Source organism: Micromonospora sp. NPDC047756 (assembly GCF_055587245.1).
The window spans coordinates 417,029-433,713 of sequence record NZ_JBVJGQ010000001.1 but is presented as its reverse complement, the minus strand read 5'-3'; the positions used below and the strand labels follow the sequence as shown (position 1 = coordinate 433,713).

Genomic DNA, 16,685 nt, shown 5'->3' with positions numbered 1-16,685 from the left:
GGTGGCCGCGCCGATCATCGAGGCCGACGGCCTGGGCATTCGGTTCGTCCGCAACCGTCGCCGTCAGCTCCGCCTGCGGGAGTTGTTCATCCACCGGGGTGCCCGTGGCGCGCTGCCCGGCCAGTTCTGGCCGCTGCGGGACGTGTCGTTCGCCGTCGAACCCGGCGAGACCGTCGGAGTGATCGGACGTAACGGCACCGGCAAGAGCACCCTGCTGCGGTTGATCGCCGGGGTGCTCATCCCGGACGAGGGCGGCATCCGGGTGCACGGCGCGGTGGCGCCGTTGCTGGAGTTGTCCGCCGGTTTCTCCAACGACCTGACCGGGCGGGAGAACCTGCACCTCGTCGGTGGGCTGCACGGACTGTCGACGAGCTACCTGAAGCGGCACTTCGACGAGATCGTCGAGTTCGCCGGTGAGCAGGTGGAACGGGCCATCGACACGTCCGTGCGGCACTACTCGTCGGGAATGAAGGTGCGGTTGGGCTTCGCGATCATCTCGCACCTGCCGCACCCGATCCTGCTGATGGACGAGGTGACCGCGGTCGGGGACGCGGAGTTCCGCAAGAAGTGTTACGCGACGATTGATCGTCTGCTCGGGGAGGGGCGCACGCTGGTGCTGGTGTCACACAACGAAAAGGACCTGACCCGGTTCTGTCGTCGGGGGTTGTACCTCGACGCGGGCCGGTTGACGCTCGACGGCACCATCGCCGAGGCGCTCGACGCGTACCACGCAGCGGTTCCGCGGTGACGCTTGCGATCGTGCTCGCCGCCGGAACGTCCGCGGCGGGCCTCACCACGGCGACAGGTGAACCGCTGGCCGACCGGTTGGCCGCCCAGTTGCGGCTGGCCGGGGCGGACCAGGTGCGCTTCGCCGCCACCCTCGACGAGTTGTCCGACCTGGTCACCACCGCGACCGCCCCGGTGCTGATCACCGGCACCGACCTGGTCGCGCACACCGCCGTACTGCGGCACCTGGCCACCAGCCCGGTGGGCCCCACCGTGGCGCTGGTGCTCAGCGACCCGCCGGTGCCCGGTCGGACCGCCGTGCGGGAGGAGCGCGGCCAGGTGGTCGACGCCGGCGCGTTGGACGCCCTCGACGGGGCTGCCACCGGCGTGTTCGGCGGCGCGCTGCGGGTCGGCGTGGACGACCTGCCGACCCTCGCGGCCGCCGCCCGGGCCGCCGCGTCCGGGATGCTTCCGGTCGCCGCGCCGATCGGCCCGGCCGGCGACGTGGCGCCGCTGCCCGCGACCGGCGGGGCCGGCGGGTCGGTGGCGGCCGGTGGCCCCGGTTCCGCCGTGGACCGGCTCTTCGCGGGCCTCACGGCGCTCGGCACCCTGGTCTTCGCCCAGCGGGTACGCCTGCTCGTCGCCCACCGGGTCGAGGACCCGCCCGGGCTGACCGCTGCCGAGGCGGCGGTGACCGCTGTCGACGAGGACCGGGCCGAGTTGCGACTGTCGGTGAAGGAGAAGGACGACTTCTTCTCCACCTACTTCGTCAGCACCTGGTCGCCGTACCTGGTCCGGCTCTCGGCCCGGCTCCGGCTCACCCCGACCGGGGTGACGGTGATCTCGGTGCTCTTCGCGCTCGGCGCGGCGGTGCTGTTCGGAGTCGGTGGGCGGCCCGCGCTGGTCGGTGGCGCGGTGCTGCTCTACCTCGGCTTCGTGCTCGACTGTGTCGATGGCCAACTGGCCCGCTACACCCGGCACTTCAGCGCCTGGGGTGGCTGGCTGGACACCATGGCGGATCGGGCCAAGGAGTACCTGGTCTACGCCGGGTTGGGCTTCGGTGTGAGCCACGCCGGGCTGGGCAACGGGTGGGCGCTCGCGATCGCCGCGATGACGTTGCAGACCGTCCGGCACATGACCGACACCTGGTACGGGGTGCTGCACGACGAGGCGGCCCGCCGCCCGCGTACGGCCACGAACGCCAGCGGCGGGATCGGCGACCGGCTCAACGCCGCGTCGACCCGGGTGCAGGCGGACACCGGGTCGGTGTCGTACTGGCTGAAGCGGACGGTGGTCTTCCCGATCGGTGAGCGGTGGGCGCTGATCGCGCTGACCGTGGCGCTGTTCAACCCACTGGTGAGCCTGATCGCGGTGCTGGTCTGGGGGGTCCTGGCGTTCGCGTACACCGGGGCGCTGCGGACCCTGCGGGCCCGGTGGATGTGGGTGCCGGTGCTGGACACGGTCGACGCCACCCTGCACCGCGACGACGGCCCGTTGGCCCGTTGGCTGCCGGTGGTCCGCCCGATGGGCCCGCTGACCCTGGCGGTGATCGCCGCGCTCGGCCCGGCGGCCCTTCTGGTGGCGGCTCTGCTGAGCGACGCCCCGGACGGGCTGCGCTGGGCGGTGCCGGTGGCGCTGCTGGTGCTGCTCATCGGTGGCCTCGGGGCCGGGGCGGCGCACAACGGCCCGCTGGACTGGCTGGTGCCCGCGGCGTTGCGGGCCGCCGAGTACCTGTTCGCCATCGCGGTCGGGGTGGTCGGCGCGGCACCCGGCTGGCTGATCTTCGGGTACGTCTTCGTGCTCACCGTGCACCACTACGACCTGACCGCCCGGCTGGAGAAGCGGCAGGCGGCACCGCCCCTGCACGCGGCGACGCTGGGCTGGGAGGGGCGCTCGGTGCTGCTGGCCCTCGCGGCGATCGCCGGCATTGCGGGTATCGGACTGGCTACACTCGGTGCGTACCTTCTCGTGGTTTTCGTGGTGAGCGTCGTCCTGGCCTGGTTCGTGCGACCGGCCCGTAGCGCGCGGGCGTCGGTGGCGCCGGCGGGCGCTGGAGGTGTCGCGCCGCGCTGACGGAGGGCGGCCGGATGACTCTGATCAGCTTCGTGGTGCCGGCCTTTCGGGTGCAGGGATACCTGCGGGAGTGCCTGGACTCCATCCTCGGTCAGCCGGAGACCGACATCGAGGTGATCGCCGTCGACGACTGCTCGCCGGACGCCAGCGGCGACATCATCGACGAGTACGCGGCCCGCGACCGGCGGGTCCACTCGGTCCGGCTGCCGGAGAACGTCGGCCTCGGTCCGGCCCGGAACATCGGGCTGGACCGGGCCGTCGGCGAGTACGTGTGGTTTCTCGACGGTGACGACTGGCTCGCTCCGGAGTGCCTGAGCGAGGTCGCCGAACGGTTGCGGGTCACCCGCCCGGACGTCCTGCTGGTCGACCACGTCCGCACCCACTGGAACGACACCGCCACCCGCAGCGCGATGGCCGAGGTGTTTCCGGAGTCCCCGGGGCCGGGCACCTTCCGGTTGCGGGACCGGCCGCAGGCGATGCACCTGCTGCACACCGCGTGGAACCGGCTGGTCCGTCGGGAGTTCCTCGCCGACCTGGGGTTGCGTTTCGCGCCCGGCTGGTACGAGGACGTCTCGTTCAGCTACCCGGTGCTGATGGCCGCGCACCGGATCGGCGTACTGGACCGGGTCTGCGTCAACTACCGCCAGCGCCGCGCCGGCGCGATCACCCGGACCCGGGGTGACCGGCACTTCGAGGTCTTCCCACAGTGGCACCGGGTCTTCCACCTGATGGAGTCGTGGGGGCCGGCGACGGAGGCCCTGCGGCCGGCGGTCTTCGAACGGATGATCTGGCATTACCTGACCGTGCTCGGCAATGGTCAGCGGATCGCGCCGGAGCTGCGGGAGGCGTTCTTCGCGCAGATCACCGCGGATTACGAGCGCTGGCTGCCGCCCGGCGGCTACCCGGTGCCGGACGGGGTCGAGGGGATCAAGCACAAGCTCGTCGCCTCCGGCCGGTGGCGCACCTTCAGCGCGTTGCGGGCCGCCAGCCGGGCCCGCGACTCCGCCCGCCGGCGGGCCCGCTCCGCGCGGCGCAAGGTCGGCCCGGTCGCCCGGCGCGGTGCCCGGCTGACCCGGGACGGGCTGCTGCGTGAGTACTACCGGGCCGAGTTGCGGCGGCCGGTCGACCCGACGCTCGCGGTGTACGCGGCGTACTGGTACCGGGGCTACTCCTGCAACCCGGCGGCCATCTACGAGGTCGCCCGCCGGTTGGCGCCGGGGGTGCGCGGGGTGTGGGTGGTACGCCGGGACCGGGTGGAGGCCGTGCCGCCCGGAGTGGAGTACGTGGTGGCCGGCACGCCGGCGTACTACCGGGTGCTCGCCCGCGCCCGGTGGCTGGTCAACAACGTCAACTTTCCGGACTTCGTCCGCAAGCGACCGGAACAGGTGCACGTGCAGACCCACCACGGCACACCGGTCAAGGTGATGGGGCTGGATCAGCAGCGTTACCCGATCGGCGCGGGCCGGATGGACTTCGCAGGGCTGCTGCGCCGGGTGGACCGCTGGGACTACAGCGTCAGCGCCAACAGCTTCTCCACCCAGATGTGGGACCGGGCGTACCCGGCCACGTACACCACGCTGGAGGTGGGCTACCCGCGCAACGACCGCCTGGTCACCGCGGGTCCGGACGAGGTGCGCCGACTCCGCGCGGAGTTCGACCTCGACCCCGACGAGCAGGTTGTCCTGTACGCCCCGACGCACCGCGAGCACCTGCCCGGCTACCGGCCACCGTTCGACCCGGACCGGATCGTCGCGGCGCTGGGTGACTCGGGCCGGCTGCTGATGCGCAGCCACTACTTCCACGACCGTGACCGACGTCCCGGCCAGCCGAGGGACTGGGAGCGGGTTCGTGACGTCAGCGGCCACCAACGGGTGGAGGATCTGTACCTGGTGGCGGATGTGCTGGTCACCGACTACTCGTCGGCCATGTTCGACTATGCGGTGTTGGATCGGCCGATCGTGCTCTACACCCCGGACTGGGAGGCGTACCGGCTGGCCCGGGGGGTCTACTTCGATGTCACCGCCGAACCGCCGGGGGCGGTGGCCTCCACTTTCGCCGATCTGCTCGATCTGTTCCGCACCGACGGGGTGCGCTCGGACGCGGCGACCAAGGCCCGGGAGCATTTCCGGGCCCGGTTCTGCACCTTGGACGACGGGCGGGCGGCGGAGCGGGTGGTGCGGAGGGTGTTCCTCGGCGAGCCGGACGAGCGCTCCACACGCTGCTGATCGCGCTTTCTGTCGTGTAATAGCAGTGTCATCGATCGAACATGAGACGTTTACCCGATGTCACAAACCCATGATCCTGGTCACAGTCTTGGGGGGTTCGGCCGACGCGCTGGGGGGGAAGACGGTGAGCACCGTCACGCTCAAGGATGTGACCAAGGTTTTCCGAGATGGCACATTGGCCGTCGACAGCATCAACCTCGATGTGAACGACGGCGAGTTCATGGTGCTGCTCGGGCCCTCCGGGTGCGGCAAGTCGACAGTGCTGCGAATGATCGCCGGGCTGGAGGAGCCGACCACCGGCGCGGTCATGCTCGACGGGGAGTTGGCGAACGACCTCCCCCCACGCGACCGCAGGATCGCCATGGTCTTCCAGGACTTCGCCCTCTACCCGCACATGACGGTCGGCGACAACATCGCCTTCCCGTTGCGGCTGGCCGGGGTCGAGCCCGAGCCGCGGGGCGAGCGGGTCAGCGACGTGGCGAGTGCGCTGGGCATCGGTGACGTGCTGGCCCGCAAGCCGGGTCAGCTCTCCGGCGGGCAGCGGCAGCGGGTGGCGATGGGGCGCGCGATCGTCCGCCGGCCCGGCCTGTTCCTGATGGACGAGCCGCTGTCCAACCTGGACAGCGGCCTGCGGGCCGAGTTGCGCGCGGAGATCTCCGGCCTGACCCGCGAGCTGGGCGTCACCACTGTCTACGTCACCCACGACCAGGCCGAGGCGCTCACCATGGCCGACCGGGTGGCGATCATGCGCCGCGGCGTGCTCCAGGACGTGGGCACACCGACCCAGGTGTACGGCCGGCCGGCGACGCTCTACGTCGCGGCGTTCCTGGGCAGCCCACGGATGAACCTGCTGGAGGCGTCGGTCTACGTCCATCTCGACCGGTACGTCACGCTCAACCTGGGCGACCAGTCGCTCTACCTGCCCTGGAACGACATCCGCAGTCGGGCGGTGGCGCACTACCACGGTGAACGGATCGTGGTCGGCATGAGGGCCGAGGCGCTCACCCCGGTCGCACCGGACACCCCCGGCGACGTGCTGCGCGGGCGGATCCGCTATCTGGAGCACCACGGGCACGAGTCGTTGGCGTTCCTCGACATCGGCGCGACCGCGATCGTGGTCGACGAGATGGGCGCCCCGCTCGAACCGCCGCCGGTCGGTCAACGCGGCCTCCGCCGCTTCGGCTCGGTCATGCAGCGGCTCACCGGCAAGCCGGTGGATGCGCAGGAGGCCCCGGCCAGTGGCGTCCAGACCAGCGTGCTTCCCGATCCGGGCCGGCACCACCGTCGCCCGGCGGAGCTGGCGGTGCGGCTGGCACCGTACCCGGCGGTCAGCGCCGGTCACCCGCTGGCCGTCTCGGTACGGATGGACGCGCTGCACTTCTTCGACGAGCGGGGCGACCGGATCGACGTGGGTTGGCGCTGACGGCGACTGACCGTGCCCCTCTGGCGGCGAAGGCGCTGGTTGCCGGCCTGGTTACCGGTTAGTAACGTCAGGCCATGACTATCGACTCCCGCCAGGTGGCGGCCGGCATGTTGGAAGCGGTGCCGTTCGCTCGCACGCTCGGTATCGAGTTCGTCGAGGTGGCGCCCGAGGCGGAGGGCGGTGTGCGGGCGGTCGTGCGGCTGCCCGACTCGGCGGCCACCCACAACCACATCGGCGGGCCGCACGCCGGCGCGATGTTCACCCTCGGCGAGACGGCCTCCGGCGCGGTCGTGCTGGCCGCCTTCGGGCAACTGCTCGACCGGGCCGTGCCACTGGCCGTCCGGGCCGAGATCGCGTACCGGAAACTCGCCATGGGTCCGGTGCTGGCCACCGCGCGCCTCGGCCGGCCGGCGGCCGAGGTGACCGAGGAGTTGGCCGCCGGTCGACGCCCGGAATTCCCCGTCGCGGTCCAGATCACCACCGAGGACGGCAAGCCGACCTCGGAGATGACGGTGATCTGGACGCTGCGACCGAACTGAAACGCCTCAGGGCGGCTGAAATGGGTTTGCGGGCCCAGCAGGGTGGATAGATTCGTACCGTGCTGGGCCTACCTGCTCACGTGACCGCCTGTCTCTTCGACCTGGACGGTGTGCTGACGCAGACCGCCCGCGTACACAACGCCGCCTGGACGCAGACGTTCGACGAGTTTCTCCGCCAGCGCGCCACGACCTCCGGCGAACCGTTCCAACCGTTCGACCCGGGCCCGGACTACAACCGTTATGTCGACGGCCGCCCCCGGGCCGACGGCGTGCGGTCGTTCCTCGCCTCCCGAGGGATAGTGCTGCCCGAGGGCAACCCGGACGACCCGCCGGAGGCGGAGACCGTCAACGGCCTGGGCAACCGCAAGAACATCCTGCTGCTGCACCGTCTGCGTACCGCAGGCGTCGAGGTCTACCCGGGCTCGGTGCGCTATCTCAAGGCGGCGACCGCCGCCGGGCTCCGCCGCGCCGTGGTCACCGCCAGCGCGAACGGGGGTGAGGTGGTCGCCGCCGCCGGGCTGGAGCCGCTGCTGGAGGCCCGGGTGGACGGGATCGTCGCCCGCACGCAGGGGCTGCGCGGCAAACCACACCCCGACTCCTTCCTCGCCGGAGCCAGGCTGCTCGGCGTCGACCCGACGCAGGCCGCCGTCTTCGAGGACGCGCTCTCCGGGGTGGCCGCCGGCCGCGCCGGTGGCTTCGGCTACGTGGTCGGCGTCGACCGGGTCGGGCAGGCCGACGAGTTGCTGGCCCACGGGGCCGACATCGTGGTGACCGACCTCGCCGACCTGCTCGACGGCGCCAACCCCCCGGCGCCGAACCGCACCGCCACCGACCCGCTCGCCGCCGAACGGGGCTCTGGATGATCCGGGAGCGCGCCTACCCGGTCGAGCCGTGGCACGTCCGGGAGACGCGGCTGGACATGGACGTGCTGGCCCAGTCGGAGTCGGTCTTCGCGCTCTCCAACGGGCACGTCGGCCTGCGAGGCAACCTCGACGAGGGCGAACCGCACGGCCTGCCCGGCACCTACCTCAACTCGTTCTACGAGCTGCGTCCACTGCCGTACGCGGAGGCGGGCTACGGCTTTCCCGAGTCCGGGCAGACCATCGTCAACGTCACCAACGGCAAACTGATCCGGCTGCTGGTCGACGACGAACCGCTCGACGTGCGGTACGGCGAGCTGATCGCCCACGAGCGGATCCTCGACCTGCGGGCCGGCACGCTGCACCGCGAGCTGCACTGGCGCTCGCCCGCCGGCCGGGAGGTCAAGGTCCGCAGCACCCGTCTCGTCTCGTTCACCCAGCGGTCCGTGGCCGCCATCAGCTACGAGGTTGAGGCCGTCGACGGCCCGCTGCGGCTGATCGTGCAGTCCGAGCTGGTGGCGAACGAGTCGCTGCCCGCGCAGAGCAAGGACCCCCGGGTCGCGGCGGTGCTGGAGTCGCCACTCCAGGCCGAGGAGGAGCTGACCACCCCCGACGGAGGCCAGCTGATCCACCGCACGAAGGTCTCGGGTCTGCGGGTCGCCGCCGCCATGGAGCACGAGGTGCACGGCCCGGACCACACCACCATCGAGTCCGAGGGATACCAGGACTGGGTGCGGACCACCATCGCCTGCGTGCTCCAGCCCGGCGAGAAGCTACGGGTGATCAAGTATCTGACGTACAGCTGGTCGAGTCGCCGGTCCCTGCCGGCGTTGCGCGACCAGGTCGGCGCGGCACTGGCCGGCGCCCGGCTCGACGGATGGGACGGGCTGCACCGGGAGCAGCGCAACTACCTCGACGCGTTCTGGGACGCCTCCGACGTGCTGGTCGAGGGCGACCCGGAGGTGCAGCAGGCGGTCCGGTTCGGGCTCTTCCACGTGTTGCAGGCCGGCGCGCGGGCCGAGCAACGGCCGATCTCGGCGAAGGGGCTGACCGGCCCCGGTTACGACGGCCACGCCTTCTGGGACACCGAGATGTTCGTCCTTCCGGTGCTCACGTACACCCAGCCGAGCGCGGTGCGCAGCGCGTTGCAGTGGCGACACAGCACGCTGGGCTCGGCGCGGGAACGCGCCGAGACGCTCAACCTCAAGGGTGCCGCCTTCCCCTGGCGCACCATCGGCGGCCCCGAATCATCCGGTTACTGGCCGGCCGGGACGGCAGCCTTCCACATCGCCGCCGACATCGCCGACGCCGTGCGCCGCTACGTGATGGTCACCGGGGACACCCAGCTGGAACGGGAGATCGGGCTGGAGCTGCTGGTGGAGACCGCCCGACTGTGGCGCTCGATCGGCCACCACGACCGGCACGGGCAGTTCCACATCGACGGGGTCACCGGCCCGGACGAGTACACCGCGGTGAAGAACGACAACGTCTACACCAACCTGATGGCGCAGCGGAACCTGCTCGCCGCCGCCGACGTGGTCATGCGCCATCGGGACGAGGCGTTCCACCTCGGCGTCACCGACGAGGAGGCCGCGAGCTGGCGCGACGCCGCCACCTCCATGCACGTCCCGTACGACGATGAGCTTGAGGTCCACCAGCAGGTGGAGGGTTTCACCCGACTCCAGGAATGGGACTTCACGCACACACCGGCGGAGAAGTACCCGCTGCTGCTGCACTACCCGTACTTCGAGCTGTACCGCAAGCAGGTGGTGAAGCAGGCCGACCTGGTCCTCGCCATGCACTGGCGGGGGGACGCCTTCACCGCCGAGGAGAAGGTGCGCAACTTCCTCTACTACGAGCGCCGCACCGTCCGCGACTCGTCGTTGTCGGCGTGCACCCAGTCGGTGCTCGCCGCCGAGGTGGGCCACCCCGAACTCGCGCACACCTACCTGCGCGAGGCCGCGCTGATGGACCTGCACGACCTCAACGAGAACACCCGCGACGGCGTACACATGGCGTCGTTGGCCGGCGCGTGGCTCGCCCTGGTCAGCGGGTTCGGCGGTCTACGCGACCACGACGGCGAGCTGTCCTTCGCCCCCCGGCTCTCCAGCCGACTCAGCCGGTTGGAGTTCTCACTCCAGTGGCGGGGGTTGTCGCTGCGGGTGGATGTCCGGCCGCACCAGACGACGTACTCGCTGCGACACGGCGGCCCGGACGACGTGGTGGAGCTGCGCCACCATGACCAGCTACTGCGGGTGACCTGCGACGAGCCGGTGACGGTGCCGGTGCCGCCGGCCGAGCCGTCCGGCCCGCCGCCCGAGCAGCCGCCGGGCCGGTCCCCGCTGCTGCGGTTGCCCGAACGCGAACAGTGACGGGCGGGGCGGGAGTCTCCCCGCCCGCCCGCCCGCGCCGTCGATCAGACCGGCTCGCCGGTCACAGTTGATCAGACTGGTTCGCCGGTCACAGTCGATCAGACCGGCTCGCCGGTCGACGGACGCCCGATCGCGTCCCGGGGCGCCGCCGCCTTCGGGTCGTCGGGCAGCCGGGCCGAAGCGGCCTGATCACCGAAATCCTGGTCCCCGACGTCCTGGTTGCGCCCGGCGTCCTGTTCACGCTGGGCTCGCTCGGTCAGCTGCTGCTGCCGGGAAATCTGCTGCTTGGCCATGGCGATCCTCGCGATCCGTCGGGGCGCGGCTGCGCCGACACGGTCTGCGGTCGCTCGTCGCGTACCCGACGCCCCAGCCGACAAACGCGGCCCGGCGGCGGGCCCACGGCCCGCGGTTGACGCCGTCGCGGCGTGCGTGCCCGGCGGTGGGCGGGGTACCCGGGCCACCGGCGAGGACGCGGAGGTGGGGCATGGACCAGCAGCGCAGCGTGACCGTTCCGGTCGGGGACGCCCAACTCGCCGCCGATCTGACGCTGCCCGCCCAGCCGGTCGGCGTGGTGCTGTTCGCGCACGGCAGCGGCAGTTCCCGGCACAGCCCGCGCAACGTGGCGGTGGCCCGGACGCTGAACGACCGTGGGCTCGGCACGGTGCTGGCGGACCTGCTCACCCCCGCCGAGGACGAGGTGGACGCGCGCCCGGCCGAACTGCGCTTCGACATCGGGCTGCTGGCCAGCCGGCTGGCCGGGATCGTCGACTGGCTGGCCGTCGAGCGTCCTGCCGGCGATGCGCCGATCGGGCTGTTCGGAGCCAGCACGGGTGCTGCCGCCGCCCTGGTCGCGGCGTCGTCCCGTGCCGATCGGGTGGCCGCGGTGGTCAGCCGGGGTGGTCGGCCGGACCTGGCCGGGAACGCGCTGGCCCAGGTGCGTACCCCGACATTGCTTCTGGTCGGCGGGCTGGACGAAGAGGTGATCACACTCAACGAGCGGGCGCTGGCCGAGTTGGGGGAGGTCGGCGAGTTGCGGGTGATCCCCGGCGCCACCCACCTCTTCGAGGAGCCCGGCACCCTTGAGCAGGTCGCCGATCAGGCTGGCACCTGGTTCACCACGCACCTCGGTCGACGATGATCAGTCCGAGGGCAGCAGTGCCGCGGCCGAGCGGCGCTGCTGGACGGTGTCGATGACGCGCCAGAGGACGGCGGTGATCGGGACGCTGACGAAGGCGCCAGCGATGCCCGCGATCAGCGTGCCAGCGGTGACCGCCACCAGGATCACCGCCGGATGCAGTCGGACCTGCCGCTTCATGACCAGCGGCTCCAGCAGGTTGCCCTCGATCTGCTGGACGGCGATCACCGCCGCGAGGGTGAGCAGTGCTGTGGTCGGACCGTTGGCGGCCAGCGCCACCAGCACCGCCACCGCGCCGGCCACCGTCGCCCCGATGATCGGCACGAACCCACCGAGGAACGTGATCAACGCCAGCGGCAGGGCGAGTGGCACCCGCAGCACCACCAGAGCCAGCCCGATGCCCAGCGCGTCGACCGCGGCGATGAACATGGTGCCCCGGCTGTACGCGCCCAGCGTCTGCCACCCGTTGCGGCCGGCCTCGGCCAGCACGGGTTGGTTCGGACCGGAGACCCGGGACAGCACCCAGTGCCACATGGACCGGCCGTCCTTGAGCAGGAAGAAGAGCAGCACCAGAGCCAGCAGCGCGGAGCCGAACACCTCGGTGGCGGTCCGGGCGCCGGCCACCGGGTCCGGGGAGCTGCCGCTGAGCCCCTCCCGGGCCTGGTCGACCAGCCGGTCCAGCTGTGCCTCGCTGACCGGCAGGGTGGACGTCACGAAGTCCCGGCTGCGATCGACCCCCTGCGTCAACTCCTGGCTGAGCTGATCGAACTGGCTGGCGGTCAGGTTCCAGACCAGAGCGCCGACGCCGACCAGGATGCCGAGCAGCAGCAGTACGGTGCAGAGCGCGGCCAGCGCCGCTGGCAGGCGGAACCGGCGCAGCAGCAGCAGGACCGGATCCAGCAGCGCGGTGAGGAAGATGGTGGCGGCCAGCGCGATGGCCAGCGGCGCCAACAGGACGGCGATCCGGCCGAGCAGGTAGAGCCCGGCGGCGATCACCACCAGGCAGGCGCTCCACAACACGGCGGTCCGGACCAGCCACGGCAGCGCCGCCCAGGTCTGGCGCGGCCCGGGGCCGCCTGTCGGTCCGGGTACCTCTGCGGCCATGTCGGTCCTCCTCGATGTCGACGAGGTCGGTACCCGGTCGGTCGTGCCCCGACACCCGATTCGCTGGCCGTCGCCCGCGCGGATCGTACGTCGGCCGGAGTGACGCCGGTGGGTGTTCGCCGATCACGTCCGCAGCGGCGGCGTTTGCGTGGTCCGGCCGAGGGAACGCGAAGGGGACGGACCGGACTGAGGAGGAACGCCGTGGGTGACTTCATGGACAAGGCCAAGGACTTCGCGGACAAGCATGACAAGCAGGTCGACCAGGGTGCGGAGAAGGCCGGCGACATGGCCGACAAGCGCACCGGCGGCAAGTACGGCGATCAGATCGACAAGGGCGTCGACCAGGCCCAGGCGCGCACCGGTGAGGGCGATCAGGTCCGCTGACCCGCCGCGCTTCTCCCGGGTCGCCGAGCCGTCGGCGACCCGGGAGTGCCAGGTCCGGATGGTGCCCGGGTCAGCGCTTGTCGGGTAGCTCGTCCAGCGAGGTGGGTCGGCCGCTCAACGCGTCGCGTAGCCGGTCGACCAGGCCGATGCCGGGGGCGAGCAGCTTGTTCGCCGGTGGGTGCTCCGGGCTCCCCGGGTGTGGCCGGGTCGGCCCGATCTCCTTGATCACCGTCACCCGGGCGGCGATCTCGACCAGCTCCTCGCGGGCCGTCGCCGCGCGCAGCCGCGGAAAGAGCTCTTTCTCCTCTTCCGCCACGTGCTGTCGGACGGTGCTGGTCAGGTGGGCGAGCAGCTCGTCGAAGTGGGGGTCGGACGGGTCGGCCGACTCCAACTCCTTCATGGTCCGCTCGACGTCGGCGTGCTCCGCGATCTCCCGGTCGGCGATCTCGTTGCCGTCGGGCAGCACCTTTCGGGCGATCGGATACACGTACGCCTCCTCGGCCACCGAGTGGCGGACGAGTTCGGCGATCACCACGTCGGCGAGGCGGCGGCGGTGCTCGACAGTGCCCTGCCGGGTCGCCAACTCGACCAGGACTGCCTCGATCGCACGGTGATCGGAGACCAGGATGTCGACAGCGTCGTGGTCGTCGGTGTTCGGTGGATTGGTCATGTCACGGCCCCTTACCGGTTGCGGATCGGTGGGAGGTGTGTGGCTCTGGTACCCCCACGGGGCTGCACAAACCCACGGTTGACGATGCGTACGACGGTGTCTGTGGTACCTGCGGTGACGGTGGTGCCGGGCCGACACGATTGCCGTGCCGCCGCCGGGGTAACCGCCGCCATGGCCGACGACCGCCCACCCGCCGACCGTGATCAGTCGCGGTTCGATGAGACCGCCCAGCGGACGGTCCGGCGGGTGCGGCACCGTGGCGGGCAGGCCGGTCGGATCCGGGCCCGGCAGTGGGAGGTCACCCTGGTGATCTCCATTCAGGCCGGGCTGGCCGCGGCGATCGCCGCCCTGCTCGCCCAGCACCTGCTCGGCCAGGGATCGCACGTCTTCGCACCCGCCGCCGCCGTCGGCACGATCGCCACCGCCATCGGGCAGCGGGCACGGCGCACCTTCGAACTGTTGGGCGGCGTGGCCCTGGGCATCATCATCGGCGACACGCTGCGATTCCTGCTCGGCTCGGGTCCGTGGCAGACCGGTGTGGTGGTCGCGCTGGCCATCGCCAGCGCGTTGCTGGTGGCCGGCAAGGGTGGTCCGCTCGTCGGTCAGGCCGGCGGTACCGCCGTGCTGATCGCCACGCTGGCCCCGATGCAACGCGGCCTGGAGGTGCCCCGCATCTTCGACGCGCTCGTCGGTGGGGCAGTCGGCCTGGTGGTGGTCGCGCTGTTGTTGCCGATCAATCCGATGCGGGTGCTGGACCGGGCCGCCGCACCGATCTTCGCGATCCTCTGCGAGCAACTCGACGAGCTGGCGCAGGCGATGCGCGGGCGCGACGTTGCCCGGACCATGGGCGTCCTCGACCGGCTTCGCAGCACCGAGGACGATCTGGGCCGGCTGCACGACGCGCTCAGCGGCGCCGAGGAGGTGGTGACGATCGCCCCGGTGCGCTGGCACCGCCGGCAGCAGTACCACCGTTACGCCCGCAGCGCGGGCCACCTGGAGCGGTTACTGCTGGACAGCCGGGCGATGGCCCGCTGGTCGACCACCGCGTTGCAGTACGACGAGCCGATCCCACCGGAGCTGCCGGACGCGATGGGCCGACTGGGTCAGGCGGTGGCGGAGATGCGTGCGGAGTGCAAGGTCGGCGACGACACCCAGCGCACCCGTCGGTTGGTCGAGCAGTGCGCCGAGTTGGCCGGGCAGGCATCGGCGGCCGGGGTCAGGTCGTTCGGCGAATCCCTCGTCACCGGGCTGCGTACCGCGGCCAGCGACCTGCTCCGGGCGGCGGGTTACGAACCGGAGGACGCCAACCGCATCGTGCGCCGGGCGGCCGGAGCCGGCGAGGCGGAGATCCACCCGCCACTGCGCCGACAACTGCACCGGGCTCCACCGACGCGAGCCGCCCGAGCCCGCCGACGCGCGCACCTGGCGTCCCGCACCCGTGACAACGGTCGGGCCGGCCTCCCCGCACGGGAGAGGCCGGCCCGGTGAACTGTCCGGATCAGGAGGAGTAGCCGCGCTCGGCGATCCAGTTGGCGACCTTCGGCAGGCTCATCCAGTACTCGCCCAACGCCGGGTCGGCCGGGTCGGCGACCCGGATCGTGTCACCACCGTCGCGGTAGCCGACGAGGGTGAGGTAGTGGCCCCCCTCGTACGAGTGCGGGTTGCCGTCGGTGTCCACGGTCGTGCCCTTGATGTTGGCCACCACCGGGCGGCCGGCGTCCACCGCGGCCAGCACGTCACGGCGCAGCTGCTCGACCTGCTCGGGGCGGGCCACCGAATCACGGATCTCGGTGGTCCGGTACTTGCCGCCGGTCAGTTCGTTGAGCACCCGGGTGGTGTCCAGGGCCGAGGGGGTGCCCGCCTCGGTGGTGCCGAGCAGCCGGGCCACCTCGTCCTGGGAGAGCGCCTTGCCCTGGGCGGACAACGCGATCCTGGTCGCGGCCGGGCCGCAGTAGTAGAAGTTGGGCTGGGCCTGGTAGTCGACGCCGAGGACCCGCTCGGCGTGCCTGTCGGTCTGGCTCGACGAGGCCGGCGCGGCGGGTGCCGGCGCGGCCTGTGCGGCCACCGCCGGGCCGAGGGCGCAGCCGCCGGCGACGAGCAGGCCGACGACGGACAGACCGCTCTTCTGGACGATCGGGTTCATGGTCGAGTCTCCGTTCGGGGGTTGTCGGCTCCGACAAGCGGAGGGCGGCAGCACCGGGAATGGCGCTCGGCGCAACACGGGGGCCGACCAGCTGTGGTCTCGGCCCTGGGCGTACCGAGGGCGTAACGGCTCTGCTCCACCGAGAATTCCGCCGGCTGTCGGCACCGGGGGCCGCAGGGCGTCCGGCCCGACCCGAACCGGTCATCGGGGACACCCGGTCAGCTCAGAGGCTGCCCAACAACCTGGTCACGGTGATCTCGATGACCACCCGCTCCGGATTCGGACGTGGTGTCCGATACCGCTCGGCGTACCGTCGCTCCGCCTCCGCCACGGCGGCCGGATCCGACCGCAGCACCGCGCGGCCCTCGATGGTCAACCAACGGCGGCCATCCACGTGGCAGACGGCCACCGCCGCGCCCGCCGCGCCGGCAGCCGCCACCTGACGGGCTTTGCGGGACGCGCCGGAGGTGATGACCCGGGCCAGGCCGGCCGCCGGGTCGAGAGTCACCCCGACCGGTACGACGTGCGGGGTGCCGTCCGCCCGCAGGGTGGTCAGCGTCGCCAGGTGTCGTTCGGCGCAGAAGGCGACAACCCGCTCATCGTGCACGTCCAACCGATGATCGCCCGCCATGCCCGTCCCCTGTCCGCCGAACCGATCCCGATCATGGCACGCGGCGGCGCATCTGGCCGCGATCCGGCGGGGCGTCCGGCTGACCGGGCAGCTGGCGACCGGCCGCCCGACGCTGGTGCACCAGCCGGGTCAGGTAGATCAGCGCGGCGGCCAGGACCCCCATGTCATCCAGGTAGATCGGGTCCGGCAGCACGTCGACCGGGAAGATCGTGTAGATCAGCGCCCCGTAGAAGGCGATCTTGCCGCCCGCGCCCAGCCCGGTCAGCATCCGCCGGGTACGCACCACCCGTACCGCCAGCACCACGGCACCGACCAGTGTGGCGAGCGCCAGGATGCTGGCGATCACCACGAGGACCCACGCCTGTCGGGACATGCCGTCACGCTAACCCACCAGAGCCCG

16 protein-coding genes are annotated in these 16,685 nt (G+C 71.8%); 10 read left to right on the top strand and 6 right to left on the bottom strand.

Annotated features, from left to right (window positions below; genetic code table 11):
- The first annotated feature begins 1 nt into the window (after position 1).
- The 7 genes from ACZ6NZ_RS01995 to ACZ6NZ_RS01965 all read left to right on the top strand — a co-directional run bounded on the left by ACZ6NZ_RS01995 (position 2) and on the right by ACZ6NZ_RS01965 (position 10,218).
- Positions 2–748 (top strand): ABC transporter ATP-binding protein, encoded by a 747-nt coding sequence (locus ACZ6NZ_RS01995; RefSeq protein ID WP_465854980.1) that lies wholly within the window; start codon positions 2–4, stop codon positions 746–748.
- Positions 745–2,799, top strand: a complete 2,055-nt coding sequence (locus tag ACZ6NZ_RS01990) for a DUF5941 domain-containing protein (RefSeq protein ID WP_465854978.1) — start codon at positions 745–747, stop codon at positions 2,797–2,799. The genes ACZ6NZ_RS01995 and ACZ6NZ_RS01990 overlap by 4 nt, the downstream gene beginning before the upstream one ends.
- A gap of 14 nt (positions 2,800–2,813) precedes the next feature.
- A complete protein-coding gene (locus ACZ6NZ_RS01985) occupies positions 2,814–5,024 on the top strand; it encodes a bifunctional glycosyltransferase/CDP-glycerol:glycerophosphate glycerophosphotransferase (RefSeq protein ID WP_465854976.1) in 2,211 nt (736 codons plus the stop codon).
- 124 nt (positions 5,025–5,148) lie between these two features.
- The gene (locus ACZ6NZ_RS01980) at positions 5,149–6,447 is read left to right on the top strand and encodes an ABC transporter ATP-binding protein (RefSeq protein ID WP_366605648.1); all 1,299 of its coding nucleotides are present in this window, start codon (positions 5,149–5,151) and stop codon (positions 6,445–6,447) included.
- 74 nt (positions 6,448–6,521) lie between these two features.
- On the top strand, positions 6,522–6,986 hold the full coding sequence (locus ACZ6NZ_RS01975; protein ID WP_357232408.1) for a DUF4442 domain-containing protein: 465 nt from the start codon (positions 6,522–6,524) through the stop codon (positions 6,984–6,986).
- A gap of 59 nt (positions 6,987–7,045) precedes the next feature.
- Positions 7,046–7,849, top strand: a complete 804-nt coding sequence (locus ACZ6NZ_RS01970) for an HAD family hydrolase (RefSeq protein ID WP_465854973.1) — start codon at positions 7,046–7,048, stop codon at positions 7,847–7,849.
- Positions 7,846–10,218, top strand: a complete 2,373-nt coding sequence (locus tag ACZ6NZ_RS01965) for a glycoside hydrolase family 65 protein (protein WP_465854972.1) — start codon at positions 7,846–7,848, stop codon at positions 10,216–10,218. Before ACZ6NZ_RS01970 ends, ACZ6NZ_RS01965 begins: the two co-directional genes overlap by 4 nt.
- Before the next feature lie 98 nt (positions 10,219–10,316).
- Here ACZ6NZ_RS01965 and ACZ6NZ_RS01960 read toward each other — a convergent pair whose 3' ends face one another.
- On the bottom strand, positions 10,317–10,511 hold the full coding sequence (locus ACZ6NZ_RS01960; RefSeq protein ID WP_366605643.1) for a hypothetical protein: 195 nt from the start codon (positions 10,509–10,511) through the stop codon (positions 10,317–10,319).
- A gap of 191 nt (positions 10,512–10,702) precedes the next feature.
- Here ACZ6NZ_RS01960 and ACZ6NZ_RS01955 point away from each other — a divergent pair, with 191 nt between their 5' ends.
- Positions 10,703–11,356 (top strand): dienelactone hydrolase family protein, encoded by a 654-nt coding sequence (locus tag ACZ6NZ_RS01955; RefSeq protein WP_465854971.1) that lies wholly within the window; start codon positions 10,703–10,705, stop codon positions 11,354–11,356.
- On the opposite strand, the gene ACZ6NZ_RS01950 is transcribed toward ACZ6NZ_RS01955, so the two are convergent.
- Positions 11,357–12,457: an AI-2E family transporter gene (locus tag ACZ6NZ_RS01950; protein ID WP_465854969.1), complete on the bottom strand. Its 1,101-nt coding sequence runs from the start codon at positions 12,455–12,457 to the stop codon at positions 11,357–11,359.
- 213 nt (positions 12,458–12,670) lie between these two features.
- On the opposite strand from ACZ6NZ_RS01950, the gene ACZ6NZ_RS01945 reads away from it, so the two are divergent.
- Positions 12,671–12,841 carry an antitoxin gene (locus tag ACZ6NZ_RS01945; RefSeq protein WP_231393380.1) on the top strand — a complete coding sequence of 57 codons (171 nt, stop codon included), beginning with the start codon at positions 12,671–12,673 and terminating at the stop codon, positions 12,839–12,841.
- Between the two features lie 70 nt (positions 12,842–12,911).
- Here the strand turns inward: ACZ6NZ_RS01945 and ACZ6NZ_RS01940 are convergent, their stop codons facing one another.
- Positions 12,912–13,511 (bottom strand): hemerythrin domain-containing protein, encoded by a 600-nt coding sequence (locus tag ACZ6NZ_RS01940; protein ID WP_465854967.1) that lies wholly within the window; start codon positions 13,509–13,511, stop codon positions 12,912–12,914.
- 96 nt (positions 13,512–13,607) lie between these two features.
- On the opposite strand from ACZ6NZ_RS01940, the gene ACZ6NZ_RS01935 reads away from it, so the two are divergent.
- Positions 13,608–14,999, top strand: coding sequence for an FUSC family protein (locus ACZ6NZ_RS01935; protein WP_465854965.1), 1,392 nt, complete (start codon positions 13,608–13,610; stop codon positions 14,997–14,999).
- Between the two features lie 10 nt (positions 15,000–15,009).
- Here ACZ6NZ_RS01935 and ACZ6NZ_RS01930 read toward each other — a convergent pair whose 3' ends face one another.
- The 3 genes from ACZ6NZ_RS01930 to ACZ6NZ_RS01920 all read right to left on the bottom strand — a co-directional run bounded on the left by ACZ6NZ_RS01930 (position 15,010) and on the right by ACZ6NZ_RS01920 (position 16,658).
- Positions 15,010–15,654 carry a C39 family peptidase gene (locus tag ACZ6NZ_RS01930; protein ID WP_465854963.1) on the bottom strand — a complete coding sequence of 215 codons (645 nt, stop codon included), beginning with the start codon at positions 15,652–15,654 and terminating at the stop codon, positions 15,010–15,012.
- Positions 15,655–15,877: 223 nt separating this feature from the next.
- Positions 15,878–16,285 carry a pyridoxamine 5'-phosphate oxidase family protein gene (locus ACZ6NZ_RS01925; protein WP_357200033.1) on the bottom strand — a complete coding sequence of 136 codons (408 nt, stop codon included), beginning with the start codon at positions 16,283–16,285 and terminating at the stop codon, positions 15,878–15,880.
- Positions 16,286–16,316: 31 nt separating this feature from the next.
- Complete coding sequence (locus ACZ6NZ_RS01920) at positions 16,317–16,658, bottom strand: YkvA family protein (RefSeq protein ID WP_465854960.1); 342 nt, start codon at positions 16,656–16,658, stop codon at positions 16,317–16,319.
- Positions 16,659–16,685 lie beyond the last annotated feature (27 nt).